Origin of the sequence: Herbaspirillum chlorophenolicum (assembly GCF_001189955.1) — a bacterium.
In the GTDB taxonomy this organism is placed as follows: domain Bacteria; phylum Pseudomonadota; class Gammaproteobacteria; order Burkholderiales; family Burkholderiaceae_D; genus Herbaspirillum; species Herbaspirillum chlorophenolicum.
In genome coordinates, this window is sequence record NZ_LFLT01000016.1 from 1 (window position 1) to 18,064 (window position 18,064).

18 protein-coding genes and 1 pseudogene are annotated in these 18,064 nt (G+C 60.2%); 8 read left to right on the forward strand and 11 right to left on the reverse strand.

The genetic code is table 11. The annotated features are described in order from the left end of the window. The 4 genes and pseudogenes from rimO to AKL28_RS11590 form a co-directional block, all read right to left on the reverse strand. A pseudogene (gene rimO, locus AKL28_RS11575) lies at nucleotides 1-210 on the reverse strand (30S ribosomal protein S12 methylthiotransferase RimO); the annotation flags it as partial. 239 nt (nucleotides 211-449) lie between these two features. Then, complete coding sequence (gene phaR, locus AKL28_RS11580; RefSeq protein WP_050468296.1) at nucleotides 450-1,007, reverse strand: polyhydroxyalkanoate synthesis repressor PhaR; 558 nt, start codon at nucleotides 1,005-1,007, stop codon at nucleotides 450-452. 301 nt (nucleotides 1,008-1,308) lie between these two features. Beyond that, nucleotides 1,309-2,049: a 3-ketoacyl-ACP reductase gene (locus AKL28_RS11585; RefSeq protein ID WP_050468297.1), complete on the reverse strand. Its 741-nt coding sequence runs from the start codon at nucleotides 2,047-2,049 to the stop codon at nucleotides 1,309-1,311. Between the two features lie 154 nt (nucleotides 2,050-2,203). Next, on the reverse strand, nucleotides 2,204-4,012 hold the full coding sequence (locus AKL28_RS11590; RefSeq protein WP_050468298.1) for a PHA/PHB synthase family protein: 1,809 nt from the start codon (nucleotides 4,010-4,012) through the stop codon (nucleotides 2,204-2,206). A gap of 56 nt (nucleotides 4,013-4,068) precedes the next feature. Between AKL28_RS11590 and AKL28_RS11595 the strand changes: the two genes are divergently transcribed. Continuing rightward, nucleotides 4,069-4,338: a hypothetical protein gene (locus AKL28_RS11595; RefSeq protein ID WP_050468299.1), complete on the forward strand. Its 270-nt coding sequence runs from the start codon at nucleotides 4,069-4,071 to the stop codon at nucleotides 4,336-4,338. A gap of 140 nt (nucleotides 4,339-4,478) precedes the next feature. Here AKL28_RS11595 and AKL28_RS23910 read toward each other — a convergent pair whose 3' ends face one another. Continuing rightward, complete coding sequence (locus AKL28_RS23910) at nucleotides 4,479-4,688, reverse strand: hypothetical protein (RefSeq protein ID WP_231602405.1); 210 nt, start codon at nucleotides 4,686-4,688, stop codon at nucleotides 4,479-4,481. Nucleotides 4,689-4,730: 42 nt separating this feature from the next. Continuing rightward, on the reverse strand, nucleotides 4,731-5,498 hold the full coding sequence (locus AKL28_RS11600) for a sulfite exporter TauE/SafE family protein (protein WP_050468300.1): 768 nt from the start codon (nucleotides 5,496-5,498) through the stop codon (nucleotides 4,731-4,733). A gap of 136 nt (nucleotides 5,499-5,634) precedes the next feature. Here AKL28_RS11600 and AKL28_RS11605 point away from each other — a divergent pair, with 136 nt between their 5' ends. Continuing rightward, nucleotides 5,635-6,591, forward strand: a complete 957-nt coding sequence (locus AKL28_RS11605; protein ID WP_231602406.1) for a LysR substrate-binding domain-containing protein — start codon at nucleotides 5,635-5,637, stop codon at nucleotides 6,589-6,591. A gap of 47 nt (nucleotides 6,592-6,638) precedes the next feature. Here the strand turns inward: AKL28_RS11605 and pgeF are convergent, their stop codons facing one another. Beyond that, complete coding sequence (gene pgeF / locus AKL28_RS11610) at nucleotides 6,639-7,391, reverse strand: peptidoglycan editing factor PgeF (protein WP_050468301.1); 753 nt, start codon at nucleotides 7,389-7,391, stop codon at nucleotides 6,639-6,641. 11 nt (nucleotides 7,392-7,402) lie between these two features. Continuing rightward, entirely contained in the window at nucleotides 7,403-8,512 is a 1,110-nt protein-coding gene (locus tag AKL28_RS11615) for an RluA family pseudouridine synthase (protein WP_050468302.1), read from the reverse strand. Between the two features lie 119 nt (nucleotides 8,513-8,631). Between AKL28_RS11615 and AKL28_RS11620 the strand changes: the two genes are divergently transcribed. Further along, nucleotides 8,632-9,432, forward strand: a complete 801-nt coding sequence (locus AKL28_RS11620; RefSeq protein WP_050468303.1) for an outer membrane protein assembly factor BamD — start codon at nucleotides 8,632-8,634, stop codon at nucleotides 9,430-9,432. A gap of 96 nt (nucleotides 9,433-9,528) precedes the next feature. Here AKL28_RS11620 and yaaA read toward each other — a convergent pair whose 3' ends face one another. Next, a complete protein-coding gene (gene yaaA / locus AKL28_RS11625; protein WP_050468304.1) occupies nucleotides 9,529-10,305 on the reverse strand; it encodes a peroxide stress protein YaaA in 777 nt (258 codons plus the stop codon). A 186-nt stretch (nucleotides 10,306-10,491) separates the two neighbouring features. Here yaaA and AKL28_RS11630 point away from each other — a divergent pair, with 186 nt between their 5' ends. From AKL28_RS11630 to AKL28_RS11650, 5 genes are all read left to right on the forward strand, one after another. Further along, nucleotides 10,492-12,213: a methyl-accepting chemotaxis protein gene (locus tag AKL28_RS11630; protein WP_050468305.1), complete on the forward strand. Its 1,722-nt coding sequence runs from the start codon at nucleotides 10,492-10,494 to the stop codon at nucleotides 12,211-12,213. A gap of 262 nt (nucleotides 12,214-12,475) precedes the next feature. Further along, nucleotides 12,476-12,763 carry a hypothetical protein gene (locus AKL28_RS11635; protein ID WP_050468306.1) on the forward strand — a complete coding sequence of 96 codons (288 nt, stop codon included), beginning with the start codon at nucleotides 12,476-12,478 and terminating at the stop codon, nucleotides 12,761-12,763. Nucleotides 12,764-12,775: 12 nt separating this feature from the next. Then, nucleotides 12,776-13,297, forward strand: a complete 522-nt coding sequence (locus tag AKL28_RS11640; RefSeq protein ID WP_082221462.1) for a putative toxin-antitoxin system toxin component, PIN family — start codon at nucleotides 12,776-12,778, stop codon at nucleotides 13,295-13,297. A gap of 88 nt (nucleotides 13,298-13,385) precedes the next feature. Beyond that, nucleotides 13,386-14,546 (forward strand): pyridoxal phosphate-dependent aminotransferase, encoded by a 1,161-nt coding sequence (locus AKL28_RS11645; protein ID WP_050468307.1) that lies wholly within the window; start codon nucleotides 13,386-13,388, stop codon nucleotides 14,544-14,546. Nucleotides 14,547-14,751: 205 nt separating this feature from the next. Beyond that, nucleotides 14,752-15,444: a glutathione binding-like protein gene (locus tag AKL28_RS11650; RefSeq protein WP_050468308.1), complete on the forward strand. Its 693-nt coding sequence runs from the start codon at nucleotides 14,752-14,754 to the stop codon at nucleotides 15,442-15,444. Between the two features lie 13 nt (nucleotides 15,445-15,457). Here the strand turns inward: AKL28_RS11650 and AKL28_RS11655 are convergent, their stop codons facing one another. Beyond that, entirely contained in the window at nucleotides 15,458-17,293 is a 1,836-nt protein-coding gene (locus tag AKL28_RS11655; protein ID WP_050468309.1) for a sensor domain-containing diguanylate cyclase, read from the reverse strand. A gap of 304 nt (nucleotides 17,294-17,597) precedes the next feature. Beyond that, on the reverse strand, nucleotides 17,598-18,053 hold the full coding sequence (locus tag AKL28_RS11660) for a MaoC family dehydratase (RefSeq protein WP_050468310.1): 456 nt from the start codon (nucleotides 18,051-18,053) through the stop codon (nucleotides 17,598-17,600). Nucleotides 18,054-18,064: the final 11 nt, after the last annotated feature.

The following is an 18,064-nucleotide window of genomic DNA, read 5'->3' on the forward strand; positions in this document are numbered from 1 at the left end:
GTCCAGTGACTCCTGCACCGCGGCGTCGATGAAACCGCAAGTGTTGACGATCACCAGGTCGGCGCCGTCGTAGGACTTGGCGGTGTCGTAGCCTTCGGCGCGCAACTGGGTCAGGATCTGCTCGGAGTCGACCAGCGCCTTGGGGCAACCGAGAGAGACGAAACCGACCTTGGGCTGCGCCGGGGTATTGGAAGAGGATGCGTTGGACATGATGAACTGGCTGGAGAAACTGGCTGGGAGGAAAGACGGGAAAAAGCTTTAAAAATCAGGGCAGTATTGTACCTTGTCTACCGCGTACCGCCCTCTTCTACTCTTTTTTCGCACATATTTTCCACGAAACCGCGGCAATACTTGCCAAAATGCAAAACGGCCCTGAGGGCCGTTTGGAAAGTCGAGCGTTACATTTTTCAGGTCACCGCCAGCAAACCTGGCAAACGCGGCGCTTCGCCTTACTTCTTCTGGTCCGGCGGATTACCGAACGGGAAGGTGACGAACATGTTCTTGGTCTGGCTTTGCATCTGTTCCTGCATCTGGATGAACAGGTTCTTGCTCTGCTCGATATAGTTGCTCATCATGCCCTGCATCATCGGTCCCTGTACATTCATGAACTGGGTCCACATCTCGGGGCTGAACGGCTTGCCTTCGTAGAACCCCTTGGAATTCTCGGCCAGCTTGTTCTGGATGTCGATGAAGGTCTGGATGTTCTTTTCCAGGTAGGAGCCCATCATGCCCTGCATCGCATGGCCGTAGTAGCGGATGATCTGCGACAGTGCGCCGCTGGAGAACATCGGCGCGCCGTGCGATTCCTCTTCCAGGATGATCTGCAGCAGAATGCTGCGGGTCAGGTCGTCGCCGTTCTTGGCATCGACCACGGTGAATTCTTCATTGTCCAGCACCAGCTGCTTGACGTCGGTCAAGGTAATGTAGGAACTGGTTTGGGTATCGTAAAGACGGCGGTTGGGATACTTCTTGATCAAGCGATCGGCCGATTTTTTTGCAGTAGTCATCTGAAGTCCAGTCTCTCTTTTCAGCCGCTGTTGCGGCTATTGTTTGCAGCGATTGCGGGCCGCTTCAGTTGCCTCCCAGCCCGCAGACGTCTGGGACATTCTTATCTGTCCTCTCTCTTACCTCTTGCTTCTTTTGCCCTGCTCGTTCCAGCGCAATACAGCCCATGATTTTGCAGGGCAGCATACGAACATTATAGGGGGGAAAGAGTGCGAATGGGCAAACCAATATTGCAATGCGAAGAATTATCCCTCGCAAAAATGCTGCGGTCGACGCAAGCAGCGCCAACCGCAGAAAATTGCATCAGCCCATATACAGGCCGCCGTTCAGCGAGAAGTCGGAACCGGTAGCGTAACCACCTTCAGCCGAAGCGATCCAGGCGATGATGGAAGCGATTTCCTCCGGTTCGCCCAGGCGCTTGACCGGGATACCGGAGACAATCTTCTCCAGCACTTCCGGCCGGATCGAGCGCACCATATCGGTACCGATGTAGCCAGGCGAGACGGTATTGACGGTCACACCCTTGGTCGCCACCTCCTGCGCCAGTGCCATGGTGAAGCCATGGATACCGGCTTTCGCGGTCGAATAATTGGTCTGCCCGAACTGGCCTTTCTGGCCGTTGACGGAAGAGATGTTGATGATGCGTCCGAAGCCGCGCTCCACCATGCCATCGATGACTTGCTTGGTCACGTTGAAAAGCGAATTGAGGTTGGTGTCGATGACCGCATCCCAGTCCGCCTTGCTCATCTTGCGGAATTGACCGTCGCGAGTGATGCCGGCGTTGTTGACCAGCACATCGACATCGCCAATCTCGGCCCGAACCTTCTCGAAGGCCAGCTTGGTCGACTCCCAGTCGGAGACGTTACCCTCGGACGCGTGGATATCGAAGCCTTGCTCACGCATGGTTGCCAACCATTTGTCCTTGCGCGGGGAATTCGGCCCACAACCTGCCACGACGGTATATCCGTCCTTGCAAAGGCGTGTGCAGATAGCGGTTCCGATACCGCCCATGCCGCCGGTCACATATGCGATACGCTTGTTCATTGTGCTGCCTCCTAGTGTGGATTGATTACCGGGGATATCAATATCTCCCCTCTCTCGCGTCTGCTCTGCGCCCGCATTTTTCAGAGTGCCGATTGCCACGGCCACCCTGAATCCCTACTTCGTCCGACTCATCGCTGCCTGATGATGCAGGCCGCTAATCGGCCTTGACCTTCACGTAACGTCCGGGAGCCGGTTCGATCTTCTTGTACTTTGCCGAACCAGCGGCCTTGGGCGCCGCCACCTTGCGGCCCGCATGCTTACCCAGGAAGGCAGCCCATTCGGTCCACCAGCTGCCGGGATGCTCTTTGGCCTTGGCGAACCACGTATCAGGATCGGCTTCCAGCTTGTCGTTGATCCAGTAATTACGCTTGTTCTTGGACGCCGGGTTGATCACGCCGGCAATATGGCCGGATGCCCCCAGCACGAAACGGTTATTGGCATGCCTGGATGCATTGATCAACGCCACCGATGCATAAGCCGACTTCCACGGCACGATATGGTCCTCGCGCGAGGCGTAAATGAACGCCGGCGCAGTGATCTTGCGCAAGTCGATCTTCTCGCCGGCAACGGTGAGCCGCCCCGGATCTTTCAGGGCATTCTCCAGGTACATGTGGCGCAGGTAGTAGCAGAACATCGGCCCCGGCAGGTTGGTGCTGTCGGCGTTCCAGTACAGGAGGTCGAACGCGGTCGGCGTCTCCCCTTTCAGGTAATTGGATTCGACGTAGTTCCACAACAAGTCGTTCGGGCGCAGGCTGGAAAATGCACTGGAAAAATCGCGTCCGGCCATCAGGCCGCGCTTGCCGATCATCTGCTCGCGCATGGCCAGTTGCATCTCATCGATATAGACATCGATGGCGCCGGTATCGGAGAAATCGAGAAAGGTCGTCAGCAGCGTCAGGCTGGACACCGGATCCTCGCCGCGTGCAGCCAGCAGCGCCAGCGCGCACGACAAAATAGTGCCGCCGACACAGAAGCCCAGCGCATTGATCTGCGGCTGCTTGCTGACTTCCTGGACGATATGGATGGCATTGACCACAGCACCGTCGACATACTGCTCCCAGGTGGCGCCATCGACCGAAGCGTCGGCATTGCGCCACGAAATCAGGAACACCGTATGCCCCTGCTCGACCGTATAGCGCACCAGCGAATTCTGCGGTTGCAAGTCGAGGATGTAGAACTTGTTGATACAAGGCGGCACGATCAACAGCGGCACCGCATGCACGGTTTTGGTCAGCGGCGTGTACTGGATCAGCTGGAAGAGTTCATTCTCGTAGATCACCGAACCTTCACTGGCGCCGACATCCTTGCCGACTTCGAATGCGGTCTCATCCGTCTGTGAAATATGGCCCTTCTGCAAGTCCGCGAGCAATTGCGCAATGCCCTTGGTCAGGCTTTCGCCACGGGTCTCGATAATCTTTTGCTGGGCAACCGGATTGGTCGCCAAGAAATTTGCAGGCGACATCGCATCGATCATTTGCTGCACCGCAAAGCGCAATTTATGGCGCACCTTGTCGGTGCCCTTGACTGCATCGGCCAAGGTCAGCAGGAAGCGCGAATTAAGCTGGTAGGCCGCGGCCTGAAACGCGAAGTAAGGGCTCTCCTGCCAGGCCGGCGCGGAAAGGCGGCGGTCGGTGATGGCGGGCGTTTTGGCAGACATCACCGATTGCCAGAGTTCTGAAAACTGCTGCGCGTAATCCTGCTGCAGGCGGAGCATGTCGGCCGCATCCAGCGAGGCGCCCAACTCGCCCAACTGCTTCATCAGCGATGATGGGTCAAATTCGCCGGCACTCGCCGCGCCCCCGAAAGGAAAACCCATATTGGGAAAAGCCTGCAGCGGGGGCTGGAGATGCTGGAATTGCGATTGGAATTGAGACGGCAGAGAAGCCCAGAATTTTGGGTCGGACATCTGCGCCAGCCATGCGGATACATCAGGAGAGGGTTGCTGCGGATTCTGCTTGTTCATGCTCGGATCTGCAATTTTCGCGTATCTTTACGGTTTATCTCGAAGCTCCAGTCACCATGTATATCGTTGCTATCGCATGGCTCTACGTCGTCTTCATGATGTCGATCACCGAACAGAGTGCGGTCGCCGGAGTGACCACCTTCCTGCTGTACGGCGTATTTCCCTTGACCGTTGTTTTATACCTGATGGGTACACCGCAACGCAAGCGGAATCGACAAAAGAGAGAGAAAATGAAAGCTGCACGCAAGGAAGAGTCGGCAAATGACGAGCATGCCGAATGCGAGCCCAAAAAAACGGAAGACAGCGCCAACCATCCGGCCAGATGAATTCGGCGTCGCCCCCCTGCCGGCAGCCTGGAAACATCAGGAAAAATTCACGGGCACCAATTCAGTGCCGACACCATCCGCATGACGTGTTATTTGCGCGTCGCATCATTGCCTTATCTCACTACGGCGCCACGACAACGTCAGCGACGCTGGGGATGCAACACGACAATTTTCCGGTAGTGCCCCTTCAGGGTAGCCAGCATATCCCGCAGCACCGAACTTCCGCGCCAAGGTGGCGACACATAGGCCATACGCAACTGCACACCGCTTCCGCATAGCTGGCAGTCAAGCATACCGATCATCCGGCCACCAAGATACGCGTAGACATGCACCTCGTTTTGCGGGCGCATGCGCGGTCCTTCGATCTTCCAGCCGCAAGCCGCCATCACCGTTCACCCCAGCATGTGCGAGGCCAGGTGCAGGCCCAGCAGCAGCAGACCGGCGAAGAAACAGCGCCGGAACGTCTGCGCCTTGACCTTGCTGCGCACCCATGTGCCGATCCCCATGCCCAGCAGCGCCGGCAACAATACCACCGCCGATGCCCCGGCTACGCTGCTGCCGAAGGCTCCGCCCTGCCCCAGATTGATCGCCAGTGCGACGGTTGAGACAGTAAACGACAAACCCAGCGCCTGGATCAATTGGTCGCGCTCCAGGTTAAGCGCCTGCAAGTACGGCACGGCCGGGATCACGAACACACCGGTAGCCGCAGTAATCAAACCGGTCACCAGGCCGATCACCGGCGACCACCATTTCTCGGCTCCCGCCGACACCGAAAACTTGAACGATGCCAGGCCGGCTATCGCATACAGCACCAGCGCCACGCCCAACGCAATGATGGCACGCCGGCCGCCGTCGGCGCCCATGAATCCGCTGCCGGCCAAGGTACCGAGCATGATCCCTGCCAGCATGGTCCACAGCCGCCGGGCCAGCGCCATGAAGGCTCCGCCCGCCAGCAGTTGCCAGACATTCGTCACCATCGAAGGCACAATCAACAGCGCCGCTGCCTGCACCGGCGGCATCGCAAGGCTAAGCAACCCGACTGCGACGGTAGGCAGCCCCAGGCCGATCACGCCCTTGACGAAACCGGCCAGCAGGAACACGCCGAGGCAAACCGCCAGCACATTGGAGTTCATGCCCATGAAGGAAAGAAGAGATTGCATGGTGTAGGACCGGTAGAGGATGGCAAAAGAAGTCAGACAACTTGTAGTCTGCCAGCCCTCGCGCCATCTGGAAATGTGGAATACACTTAGCCAGCCTTCGTCATGGACGAAGGCTGGCCACCATCACCTCCTGCCGATGAGCAACCGATTCGACCTCTCTGACCTGCGCCTTTTCCTGCACATCGTGGAAAGCGGCAGCATCACCGCCGGCGCGGCCCGTGCGCACATGGCGCTGGCCTCGGCCAGCGCGCGTATCCGCAACATGGAAGATGCGCTCGGCACCGCCCTCCTGGAACGCGGCCGGCGCGGCATACAGACGACCGACGCCGGCCGTGCACTGGCGCACCATGCCCGCATGATGGGCCAGCAAATGGAACAGCTGCGCGACGAACTGGGCCAGTACGCGCAAGGGTTGAAAGGCCACATCCGGCTGCTGTGCAATACCTCCGCCATGACCGAATTCCTGCCGGAAGTCCTGGCCTCTTTCCTGGCGCGCCATCCGCACACCGATATCGAACTGGAAGAAAAACTGAGTTATGAAGTGGTGCAAGCCGTAGTGGACGGCGTGGCCGACGTGGGCATCATCGCCGACTCGACCGACAGCGGCCCTTTGCAGACCTTTCCCTTCCGCCAGGACCACCTGGTCGCCGTGCTGGCGAAAAAGCATCCGCTGGCCAAGCGCAAATCGGTGGCCTTCGGCGAATTGCTGGGGGAGGATTTCGTCGGCCTGTCCGGCGACAGCGCATTGCAGCAGCATCTCTCAGGCCATGCCACGCGCGCCGGGAAACGCCTGCAATACCGGGTGCGGCTACGCAGCTTCGACGGCATCTGCCGCATGGTCGAGCAACTGGTCGGTGTGGCGGTCATCCCTGAAACCGCGGCCTACGCCTGCGCCGCCCATCTGGATATCCGAGTCCTTCCATTGGCCGATGCCTGGGCCAAGCGGCAATTGCTGATCTGCGTACGCGGCCTCGACGGCCTGCCCGGCCATACACGCGAATTGATCCAGGCCCTGCAGGCACATTCGCATCGGCCGCCCAAGGCCGCCAACCCGCCGTATTTATCTTCAAGCGACAACGGCAAACGCAAATAAAAATGGCAGCCCTCTCAGGCTGCCATGCTTCAATCGGATATCCGCCGCTACTTAAGCCAGATCAGCGAAGCCATGCGGCCGGTAGCCTTGTCGCGCCGATAAGAATAAAAACGGGTATCGCTGACCGTACACAGCCCGCCTCCGAAAATATCGGCTACCCCAACTGCATTTAACCGCAGGCGCGCCAGATGATAGATGTCGGCCAGAAATTTCCCCGGCCGGCCTGCGACACTGCGGAAGGCCGCATCGGCCGTGGCGTCGTGCTGCATGAAGGCTTCGCGCACTTCGGCGCCGACTTCGAACTGCTCCGGCCCAATCGCCGGCCCCAGCCAGGCCATGATGTCTTTCCCGCCGCGCGCGCGCATTGCCGCCACGGTGTTTTCCAATACGCCTGCCGCCAATCCACGCCAGCCGGCGTGGGCCGCGCCCACCACCGTCCCGGCGCGGTCGCACAACAGAACCGGCAGGCAATCGGCCGTCATCATCACGCACACGGCGCCGGCCAAAGCACTGACGCAGCCATCGGCCTGGGCGGCGGGCTGCGCGGTTGCGGCATCCTCTACCGTCGTGCCATGCACCTGCGACAGCCAGGCCGGCTCCTGCGGCAACAGGCGGCGCAACAAGGCGCGGTTTTTCGCTACCAGCGCGGGATCGTCTTCGACGTGGGCGCCAAGGTTCAATCCCAGGCCGCCTTCGCCTTCGCCTTCGCCATAAGGATGCGCGCTGTAGCCGCCGGCGCGCAAAGTGGCCAGTGCACCGATATTAGCGGGGGCATCCCATTCCGGGATCAGCAACTCCATGCGTGCCTTCCTCAGTATTCGTCGTCGTCCAGATCGCCCGTCATCGGGTCCGGTTCGCTGGACATTTCCGGAATCATCGCCAGCGCCGGATCGATGCCTGCCCGCACCAGCAGATCCGCAATATCCTGCGGCAGCGGCGCCGCCCATTGCCTGAACTTGCCGGAAGTCGGGTGCGTCAGCCCCAAACGGGCCGCTTGCAGCGCCTGACGCGGAAACACCGAAGCCAGGTGTTGCTTGCCGTACAGCGCATCACCTACCAGCGGAAAACCAAGCGACTGCAGGTGCACACGGATCTGGTGCGTACGCCCGGTCTCCAGGCGGCAATGCACCAGGCTGACCGGTTTGCTGTCGATCAGGCCGGTAGCCAGGCGGCGGTAATGCGTCACCGCCGGCTTGGCCGTCATGCTTTGCGACACCGCCATCTTGATGCGGTCGCGCGGATGGCGCGCCATCGGCGCATCGACGGTGCCGGACAGTTGCGGCAATCCCCATACCAGCGCCAGATACTGGCGCTTCATGGTGCGCGCCTGCAACTGGCGCACCAGATCGGTCTGCGCCGACAGCGTCTTGGCCACGACCATCAGGCCGCTGGTTTCCTTGTCCAGGCGATGGACGATCCCCGCGCGCGGCACATTGGCCAGTCCCGGACAATGGTGCAGCAGGCCGTTGAGCAAGGTGCCGCTCCAGTTGCCGGCAGCGGGATGCACCACCAGCCCGGCCGGCTTGTCGAGCACGATGATGGACTTGTCCTCGTGCAGGATATCCAGCGCCATCGGCTCCGGGCCGTAGGCATGGTCCTGCGGCGCCGATTGCGGCGCCACTTCCACCTGCTCGTCGCCCAGCATGGTCATCTTGCCCTTGGCCGGGGCGCCATCGACGGTAACGTAGCCGTCTTCAATCCACTGCTGGATACGATTGCGGGAAAATTCCGGGATCAGGCCTGACAGCACCTTATCCAAACGCTGGCCGATGGCATCGTCGGTCAGACGCAGCGAAATGGGCGCCAATTCGGACGCCGATACTTCGGAGGCGTCGTCGCCCTCGTCGAATTCGTCGTCGGGAAGGTCGTTCTTTACAGGCTGTTCGCCATTTGTAATCTGAGGGGGTTTCTTACGTGACATCAGCTATAATCGCCGGATCGGGTGGATTGTATTTGGGTTAACCATGCAGCCGACTCGGTAAGGCGTTCGCGCCCGACATGCAAAAAAACGGTAAGCATTCAGACAAGCACACAAGAGTCATGCACAAAATCTTATTGAAGTTAATCACCGTCGGCTTTGCCCTGTCTCTCACGGCTTGCGGTCTGTTGCCGGAGCAAAAGGACGAGACTACCGGCTGGTCTGCCGCGAAATTATACTCGGAAGCCAAGGATGAACTGAACGCCGGTGGTTATGACAAGGCAATCAAGTATTTCGAGAAGCTGGAATCGCGCTATCCGTTCGGCACTTACGCCCAGCAGGCGCAGATGGATATCGCCTACGCCTACTACCGCCAGAATGAACAGGCGCAAGGCCTGGCTGCCGTGGACCGCTTCATCAAGCTGCACCCGAACCACCCCAACGTCGACTACATGTACTACCTGCGCGGCTTGATCAACTTCAACGACCGCACCAGCATCTTCGACACCTTCACCGACCAGGACAACACCGAGCGCGACCCCAAGGCGATGCGCGACGCGTTCGACTCGTTCAAGTTGCTGGCCGAGCGCTTCCCTGACAGCAAGTACACGCCGGACGCCATCGCCCGCATGAAGTACCTGGTCAACGCCATGTCGCAATACGACGTGCACGTGGCCAGCTACTACTACCGCCGCGGCGCCTATGTGTCGGCCGCCAACCGCGCCCAGGCCGCCATCAAGCAATACCCGGACGCGCCGGCCAACGAAGAGGCCCTGTTCATCCTGATGCGCTCCTACGACGCACTGGGACAAACCAAGCTGCGCGACGACACCGAGCGCGTCATCAAGGCCAACTATCCGAACAGCCCCTACTACACCGGCGGCCCCAAGAAGAAAGACAAAGCCTGGTGGAAGATCTGGTAACGGCAAGCCCGACCCAATCCGCCAAACGAAAAGCCTCGCATCGCGAGGCTTTTTTATTTCCCAAAGACAACAGCATCAAGCGCCGCAGACGATACCTCAGGCCTCCAGCTTGCGGCGGAACACCCAACTGCTGTCGGTCGAGGCCTCTTCGGCAAACGCATACCCATCCAGGTTGAAACCTTTGAGCTTTTCCGGTTGGCTGATGTTCTTCTGGGCCGCATAGCGCGCCATCAGGCCGCGTGCGCGCTTGGCATAGAACGAGATGATCTTGTACTTGCCGCCCTTCCAGTCTTCGAACACCGGTGAAATCACCTTGGCCTTGAGCAGCTTGGGCTTGACCGCCTTGAAATACTCTTCCGATGCCAGGTTCACCAGCACCGGCGCCTTCTGCGCCTCCAGTTCGCGATTGAGGGTCTCGGTGATCTCGCTGCCCCAGAAAGCATACAAGTCCTTGCCATGACGATTGGCCAGCTTGGTCCCCATCTCCAGGCGGTAAGGCTGCATCAGGTCCAGCGGACGCAGCATGCCGTACAAGCCGGACAAGATGCGCACGTGCTGTTGCACATAGTCGAGCTGCTTGGCATTAAGCGAATTCGCATCCAGGCCCTCATACACATCGCCATTGAAGGCCAGCACCGCTTGCTTGGAATTCTTGCCGGTGAACTTGCGCGACCACGATGCATACCGGTTCACGTTGAGTACCGCCAATTGATCGGAAATGCCCATAAGGCTGCCGATTTGGGCCGGCGAGAGCTTCTTGAGCACCTCGATCAGTTCGGCCGAACGTGCAATGAAAGCGGGAGTAGTGTGGACGTCGGTAACAGGTGGCGTATCGTAATCAAGCGACTTGGCGGGAGACAAAACAATCAGCATGGGATTTCATCCAATCAACAGGTTGGCGCAATGATACCCAAAGCTCGTCCATTGCGTGCGCCGCCCAACACTGGAAACCGCTGCGATCCCCGAATTTGCTACGCAAAGGCGGCGCTTTTGCGCCCTTTGCCCACCCATCGGCACTTCTACACTGGCAACAAATTCATCCGACGAAGGGGAACAGCCATGAACTGGTTCTATGATTTACGTATCGCGCGCAAACTGCTCATTACTTTCGCTGCGATCCTGGCATTGACCGCCATCCAGGGCGTGTTTTCCATCGTACAACTGTCCAAGGTCAACGACGCATCGACCAAGATCGCCACCGACTCGTTGCCCAGCGTGCGCTATCCGCTGGAAGCCAAGGTCGCATTGGCGCGCATACGGACGGTCCAGCTCCAGCACCTCCTGCCCGGCAATGAAAATAACGTGGAAAACAACGAGAAGCTGATCGCAGCCCAGTTCAGCGTGCTGAACAAGGCGCTGGAGAAGTACTCGGTACTGGTCGATACCGAGGCGGAGAAAGTCAACTTCACCGCCATCAAGGCCGATCTCGCGACCTTTACCGGCATACACCAGACCATCGCCGGGCGCGTCAGGGAACAGAAAATCGACGAGGCGCGCGATATCCTGCTCAACCAGCTCACGCCGGTCTACCTGCGGCTGTTCGACACGCTGGATAAGGTGGTCAACCTGAATGTCGATGCCGCCGACACCACCGACAACGACGCCCAGGTCCGTTACGAAAGCTCCCGCACGATGATCGCCATCCTGCTGGCTTGCTGCATCGGCCTGGGTCTGCTGCTGGCGACCTGGGTTGCGCGCATCGTGTCGCGCCCGCTGCAGGATGCGATGCATGTCGCCCAGCGCGTGGCCGACGGTGACCTGACCGTTGAGATCAAACCTGCCAGCCGCGACGAAACCGGCCGCCTGATGCAATCGCTCAAGGCCATGAACGACAGCCTGCTGCGCATCGTCGGCCAGGTGCGCCAGGGTACGGACACGATCAGCACCGCCTCGCGTGAAATCGCCAGCGGCAACCTCGACCTGTCATCGCGCACCGAAGAACAAGCCAGTTCGCTGGAACAGACCGCCTCGGCCATGGAAGAGCTGACCTCCACCGTCAAGCAAAACGCCGACAATGCGCGCCAGGCCAACCAATTGGCCAACTCGGCCTCCGACGTGGCGGTCCAGGGCGGCGGCGTGGTCGGCCAGGTGGTGGAAACCATGGGGTCGATCAATGAGTCGTCCAAGAAGATCGTCGACATCATCAGCGTCATCGATGGCATCGCCTTCCAAACTAACATCCTGGCGCTGAACGCTGCGGTGGAAGCGGCGCGGGCCGGCGAGCAAGGGCGCGGCTTCGCCGTGGTGGCCTCGGAAGTGCGTTCGCTGGCGCAGCGTTCGGCATCGGCGGCCAAGGAGATCAAGGCGCTCATCGACGACTCGGTGGCCAAGGTGGATACCGGCAGCAAGCTGGTCGAACAGGCCGGCACCACCATGACCGAAGTGGTGGCCAGCGTGCGCCGCGTGACCGACATCGTGGGCGAGATCAGCTCCGCCAGCCAGGAACAAAGCGATGGCATCGAACAGGTCAACCTCGCCATCACCCAGATGGACGAAGTCACGCAGCAAAATGCCGCGCTGGTCGAACAAGCGGCTGCAGCCGCCGGCTCCCTGCAGGATCAGGCAGGAAAACTCGCCGAACTGGTCAGCGTGTTCAAGCTGGATCGCTCGCACACCACCGCAAGCGTCACATCGACGGCAAAGTCCACCATCAAACCGACACCAAAACCGGCTGCCGCACCTGCCTTCAAATCCATACCGGGCAAGCCGGCCCTGCCCGCAAAAAAGGCCGAACCCAAATCCATGGCCGCCAGCGACGACGACGCATGGGAACAATTTTGAAAACGAATTCCTACAAATATTGCCGTTACGAAAAGTATTCGACAGCCTCGTTCGCGGGGCTGTTTTTTTATCGCCGGCATGGCACTCAAGTCCGCCATGCAAATTGCCGTTAACCAATAATGCAAACCGTCGCCAGGCCCGGCAGGCACTTGCGCCCGCTTTTGCGGTCAATACAAGAAACGACTACATTCATTAGTGGTGCATTGGCAAAAGCACAATCGCCCCAATTGCGGCAGCCACGCCGAGAGGCAAGGAGCAGACCATGAAACGCGACAAGGCCCTGATGGGCGACATCCTCAAGACCCTGGCCTCCTTTGGCACCATTTACGGCGATGTGGAAAAGATCCAGGGAGAATTGTCGGTCAAGCACCTGGCGCCGGAACTGATCCTGCACCATTTGCGACTGCTGCACGACCGTGGCCTGGTAGCGGTAGACATGCACAATTTCTGGCGCGTCACCGACCAGGGGTATGATGTGCTCGAAGCGGGCGGCAACCTGCTCCAACCGCATGGCATGCCGCCTGAAGCCAACCACGGCATCGACAACTAGATTGATGATTGAATGAGCATTCCGGCAATACCAGTCCCCAACGCATCCACCGTACCTACCATCGGACCCGCACCAGCTGCAAGTGAACGCCAGCGGCTGGTGCTGGACACCAACGTCTGCCTCGACCTGTTCGTCTTCCGCGATCCGCGCTGGAATGCCCTGCTGCAAGCATTGCGGGACGGCAGCGTGCAGGCCTACACCCGCGAAGACTGCCGCAACGAATGGCTGGCCGTGCTGGATTATCCGCATCTGCCGGTCACTGCCGCCGACAAGCCGGCCATCTGCGCCGAATTCGACCGCCTGCTGCACTGCTTGCCGCTGGCTGAAGTCAACACCTTCGGCCTGCCGCTCTGCACTGACAAGGATGACCAGAAATTCCTGGAATTGGCCCTGCAATGCCAGGCACATGTCCTGGTCAGCAAAGACAAGGCCGTGCTGAAGCTGGCCAAAAAGACTTTGCGCAAAGGCATGTTTTCGATCATCCAGCCGCAGCACTGGCGGCTGGACGCATTTCCTCTGCCATCCCCGGATTGATTCCTGATGCAGCGCAAAAATGCCGGACAGCGATTCCGGCTAAAATACTTGGCTTGTGAAAAACACTTCAGGATCAGGCCCAGCAGCAATGAGCGCTCCAGCTAATATCGTCACCAAACTGCCCAACGTCGGCACCACCATTTTCACCGTCATGTCCGCGCTCGCCAGCGAAAAGGGCGCGGTCAACCTGGGCCAGGGCTTCCCCGATTTCAATTGCGACCCGGCGCTGGTACAGGCTGTCGCCAGCGCCATGCAGGATGGCCTGAACCAATACCCCCCGATGGCCGGCGTACAGCTCCTGCGCGAAGCCATCGCCGACAAGGTCGAGAAGCTCCACGGCCGCCGCTATGATCCGGCCGGCGAAATCACCGTCACCGCCGGCGCCACCCAAGGCATCCTGACCTCGGTGCTGTGCGCAGTGCATGCCGGCGACGAAGTGATCGTCATCGAACCGGCATACGACTGCTACGTACCCGCCATCGAACTGGCCGGCGGTATCCCGGTCTTCGTGCAGATGAACGTGGACGAGCGCGGCTACAGCATCCCGTGGGACAAAGTGGCCGCTGCCGTCACGCCCAAGACCCGCATGATCATGGTCAACACGCCGCACAACCCGACCGGCAGCATCATGAAAGCGGCCGACGTGCAGTCGCTGGCCGACATCGTGCGCGGCACCGACATCCTGATCCTGTCCGACGAAGTGTACGAACACATGGTCTACGACGGCCGTCAGCACGAATCGCTGGCGCGCCATCCGGAACTGTCGCAGCGCACTTTCATCAACTCCAGCTTCGGCAAGACCTACCACGTCACCGGCTGGAAGGTCGGCTTCGTGGCCGCACCGGCCGCCATGACCGCGGAATTCCGCAAGGTGCACCAGTTCAACGTGTTCACCGTCAACACGCCGGTACAGTATGGCCTGGCTGCCTACATGAAGGACCCGGCGCCCTACCTCGACCTGCCGGCCTTCTACCAGAAGAAGCGCGACCTGTTCCGCGATGGCCTCAAGAACACCCGCTTCGAGCTGCTGCCTTCGGAAGGCACCTATTTCCAATGCGTGAAATACGGCGCCATCTCCGGCCTCTCCGAAGCCGAGTTCTGCAAATGGCTGACCACCGAGATCGGCGTGGCGGCGATTCCCGTCTCGGCCTTCTACAACACGCCCAAGGAATCGGGCATCGTGCGTTTCTGCTTCGCCAAGAAGGATGAAACGCTGCGCCTGGCGCTGGACCGGCTGGCCAAGCTGTAACACCCATCGCTGCAACACGGCCTCGCCCGGGCATCTCCGGGCGAGGTTCGCCCCTCCCCCATTCTCCTGCCCGCACCGCTCCCGCCTCCTGCAGCCACATCCGCCTTCCGCTACACTAGCCTGGCGAAAAAATGCACCGCCCCCCTGACGGCAGCCATCGCAGGTGCGCCACCATCGAATCAACCGGATAACGACAAGGACACACATGATCGACGTCTATAGCTGGGCCACGCCCAACGGCCACAAGGTTCACATCATGCTGGAAGAATGCGGCTTGCCTTACACCGCGCATGCCATCGATATCGGCGCCGGCGACCAGTTCTCGCCGGCGTTCCTGGAAATATCCCCGAACAACAAGATCCCCGCCATCACCGATCCGGATGGCCCGGAAGGCAAGCCCATCTCGTTATTCGAATCGGGCGCGATCCTGATTTACCTGGCGGGCAAGACCGGCCGTTTCCTCGGCAAGACCGACCGCGAGAAATATGAAGTGCTGCAATGGGTGATGTTCCAGATGGGCGGCCTGGGGCCGATGCTGGGCCAGGCGCACCATTTCCGCCTGTATGCCCCGGAGCAGATCGAATACGCCATCAACCGCTACAGCAACGAGGCCAAGCGCCTCTACCAAGTGATGGACAAGCAGCTCGGCAAGCACGCCTACCTGGCCGGCGATGAGTACACCATTGCCGACATCGCCAGCTTCCCCTGGACCCGTTCGCACAAGAACCAGGGCATCGACCTGGCCGACTACCCCAACGTCAAGCGCTGGTTCGACGCCATCGCTGCACGCCCGGCCGTGCAGCGCGGCGTGGCCGTGCTGGCCGACAAGCGCAAGCCCTTGACCGACGACAAGGCCAAGGATCTGCTGTTTGGAAAAGGCCAGTATCAGAAGCGCTGAGCGGCAATCGGCATCAGCTTTGCACGGGCGCGACCTCGACACGGTTGCGCCCGTTTTCCTTGGCGCAGTAGAGCGCATCATCGCTCTGCCGCAGCGCCGTCTCGGGACATTCGCAATCGGGATGGATGATGGCGATGCCGATGCTCAGCGTCACAAGGATGGCCTGCCCATCCAATACCAGCGGCTGCGCGGCGAAGCTGCGCTGCAAGCGTTCGGCGAAGACGGCAGCGACCTGCGCATCGGCATCGGCCAGGACCACCGCAAACTCCTCGCCGCCGAAACGCCCCACCGTATCGCTCTTGCGCAACTGCGCCTTGAGCACGTCGGCGAAGTTCTTCAGCACCTGGTCGCCGACGGCATGGCCGTAGGTATCGTTGATGGCCTTGAAATGGTCCAGGTCGCACATCAGCAAGGCGGCGCGGCCATCGCTGCTGCGCTGGATGCGGCCGTGCTCCTCCTCCAGCCGTTTCATGAAATAGCGGCGGTTGGGCACCTGGGTCAGGAAATCGGTCAACGCAAATTCCTGCAGTTCCAATTCGATCGCCTTGCTTTCGCTGGCGTCACTGATAAAACCGTGCCATAGCATGCTGCCGTCACCCAGCCGGCGTGGCTTGGCATGGCCGCGCAGCCAGCGCATTTCCTGGCCGCTACCAGGCGCGGCCACGCGGTACTCCAGGCGCCAGTGGGCAGCCCCGCCGGCGATGGCCTGAAGCGACGCAAGGTAAGCCGGAAGGTCGTCCGGATGCATGATGGTTTCGATCACGGTGGCATCGGCCAACAATTGCTCCGGCGCCAGGCCATAGGTCTCCCGCACGCCTTCGCTGACATAAGTGAAGTAACCCGCCTTTCCCGGCGGGATACGGTACTGGAAGACCATCCCGGGAATCTCGTTGGTCAGGTCGGCCAGCAACTGTCCGCTTTTGCGCAACTTCTCGGTCAGCAGCTTGAGTTCAGTGATGTCGGTGGTGGTGCCGATCATGCGCAACGCGTTGCCCTGGGCATCGCGCGCCACCACTTTGCCGCGGCTGCAGATCCACTTGTAGCTGTTATCGCGGCACAAAATACGGTGCTCCACGACATACGTATCGGATTTCTCGTCGAAGTGGCGCTGGATGGTCTCTTGCACATAGGGCAAATCGTCAGGGTGCACCCGCTTATAGGCGTCTTCGATATGATTGGAAAGCTCCCAGTCCTCATACCCGAGGATTGCCTTCCAGCCGCGCGAATAATAGATCTCGCCGGTCACCGCATTGCGATCCCATATGCCGGTGCCGCTGCCTTCGATGGCCAGCGCCATGCGTTCGTCGCCGGGCCCGGCCGCCTCGGCCGGCGGCCGGACATGCGCCGGCGCCATCGAGCGCTCGATGGACAGCATTGCCATCGAGACCGCCGCCCCCACCGTCTGCCGATAAGCGATGTCGCGATATTGCAGATCGTCCGGCGCGCCAGATCGACCGCACACCACCAGGATACCGGCGATATCCCCGGTGAAGGAACGCAGCGGCAGCATCTCCAGCAATTCGACACCGTGTTCGGCGCCGCTGCCCTGGAACCGTTGCCAGAATTGGGGCGTATCCGGTTGCGCCACATCGAACGCCTCTATCTGCTGCACATGGCGCGGCGACATGCCCGGCGCAGAGCCGATCCGCAAGCGGCACTGCGCTGCATCGAACAGGAAAATACCCAGCGAACGAGCCGGATAAGCCTGGGCGAAACCGCTGGCGATACGGTCAAGCAAATGATCGAGTGGCGCCCCGCGGGCGATATAGGAAAGGGTCACATTGTTGAATGCGAGCGCCTTCTGGTGAAAACCTGTTTCGGCTTGGTGTACTGAACGATCTGGCGTCATGGGCGATTCTTGCGCAAACAAACACGGCGAGGACAAGCTGCCGCGCGATCGTCCGGTGGTGTGAGGCCATCTCCATGGCCACTGCCACCAGACGTCCTTACATACGCATTGAAGTCAATGCATCCGGCGCCGCCAGGCGGCGCGGGATGCATTCACATTAGCATTATCCCAACAGGAGTTAAAAGAAAATCATCACGGCCTGCCTTATCCGATGTTGTAGACCAACACATCGACAGCAAGCGCCGTGAACATTGGCGGCATGATCTGCACCGCCATGCCGGTACAGATCATCGCCAATCTGACGTTAATAGCGGCGTACCAGAAATTGCGCCACACAGACCGGCTTTTCCGTCCCCTCGCACTCGACGGTGATCTCCCAGGTCAGCTGGGCGCCGCCCGGAATATCCTCGACCGACTCCAGCACGATGATGCCGCGCACCCTGCGCCCCACCGGCAACGGTGCCGGAAAACGCACGCGGTTCAAGCCGTAGTTGAGCAGCATCTTGACGTCCTGCCCCAGGCTGATCGCATTGCCGAGCATGCGCGACAGCAGCCCCAGGGTAAAGAAGCCATGCGCCACGGTGCCGCCGAACGGCAATTCGCGCGCCGCGCGTTCGACATCGACGTGTATCCATTGATGGTCGCCGGTGGCATCGGCGAACTGGTTTACCTGTTCCTGCGTCACTTCGATCCAGTCGCTGGTCGCCACTTCCTGGCCGGCCAGCGATTTCAATTCTTCCAATGTGGCGATGTCGCGCATCCGCCCTCCTT

Bases quoted from the DNA above. Each gene is read 5' to 3' on its own strand.
- AKL28_RS11655 (WP_050468309.1), bottom strand. From the start codon at position 17,293: ATGACGCCAGATCGTTCAGTACACCAAGCCGAAACAGGTTTTCACCAG.
- AKL28_RS11650 (WP_050468308.1), top strand. From the start codon at position 14,752: ATGATCGACGTCTATAGCTGGGCCACGCCCAACGGCCACAAGGTTCAC.
- AKL28_RS11600 (WP_050468300.1), bottom strand. From the start codon at position 5,498: ATGCAATCTCTTCTTTCCTTCATGGGCATGAACTCCAATGTGCTGGCG.
- AKL28_RS11615 (WP_050468302.1), bottom strand. From the start codon at position 8,512: ATGTCACGTAAGAAACCCCCTCAGATTACAAATGGCGAACAGCCTGTA.
- AKL28_RS11590 (WP_050468298.1), bottom strand. From the start codon at position 4,012: ATGAACAAGCAGAATCCGCAGCAACCCTCTCCTGATGTATCCGCATGG.
- AKL28_RS11605 (WP_231602406.1), top strand. From the start codon at position 5,635: ATGAGCAACCGATTCGACCTCTCTGACCTGCGCCTTTTCCTGCACATC.
- yaaA (WP_050468304.1), bottom strand. From the start codon at position 10,305: ATGCTGATTGTTTTGTCTCCCGCCAAGTCGCTTGATTACGATACGCCA.
- pgeF (WP_050468301.1), bottom strand. From the start codon at position 7,391: ATGGAGTTGCTGATCCCGGAATGGGATGCCCCCGCTAATATCGGTGCA.
- AKL28_RS11660 (WP_050468310.1), bottom strand. From the start codon at position 18,053: ATGCGCGACATCGCCACATTGGAAGAATTGAAATCGCTGGCCGGCCAG.
- AKL28_RS11620 (WP_050468303.1), top strand. From the start codon at position 8,632: ATGCACAAAATCTTATTGAAGTTAATCACCGTCGGCTTTGCCCTGTCT.
- AKL28_RS11595 (WP_050468299.1), top strand. From the start codon at position 4,069: ATGTATATCGTTGCTATCGCATGGCTCTACGTCGTCTTCATGATGTCG.
- AKL28_RS11630 (WP_050468305.1), top strand. From the start codon at position 10,492: ATGAACTGGTTCTATGATTTACGTATCGCGCGCAAACTGCTCATTACT.
- AKL28_RS11640 (WP_082221462.1), top strand. From the start codon at position 12,776: ATGAGCATTCCGGCAATACCAGTCCCCAACGCATCCACCGTACCTACC.
- AKL28_RS23910 (WP_231602405.1), bottom strand. From the start codon at position 4,688: ATGCGCCCGCAAAACGAGGTGCATGTCTACGCGTATCTTGGTGGCCGG.
- phaR (WP_050468296.1), bottom strand. From the start codon at position 1,007: ATGACTACTGCAAAAAAATCGGCCGATCGCTTGATCAAGAAGTATCCC.
- AKL28_RS11635 (WP_050468306.1), top strand. From the start codon at position 12,476: ATGAAACGCGACAAGGCCCTGATGGGCGACATCCTCAAGACCCTGGCC.
- AKL28_RS11585 (WP_050468297.1), bottom strand. From the start codon at position 2,049: ATGAACAAGCGTATCGCATATGTGACCGGCGGCATGGGCGGTATCGGA.
- AKL28_RS11645 (WP_050468307.1), top strand. From the start codon at position 13,386: ATGAGCGCTCCAGCTAATATCGTCACCAAACTGCCCAACGTCGGCACC.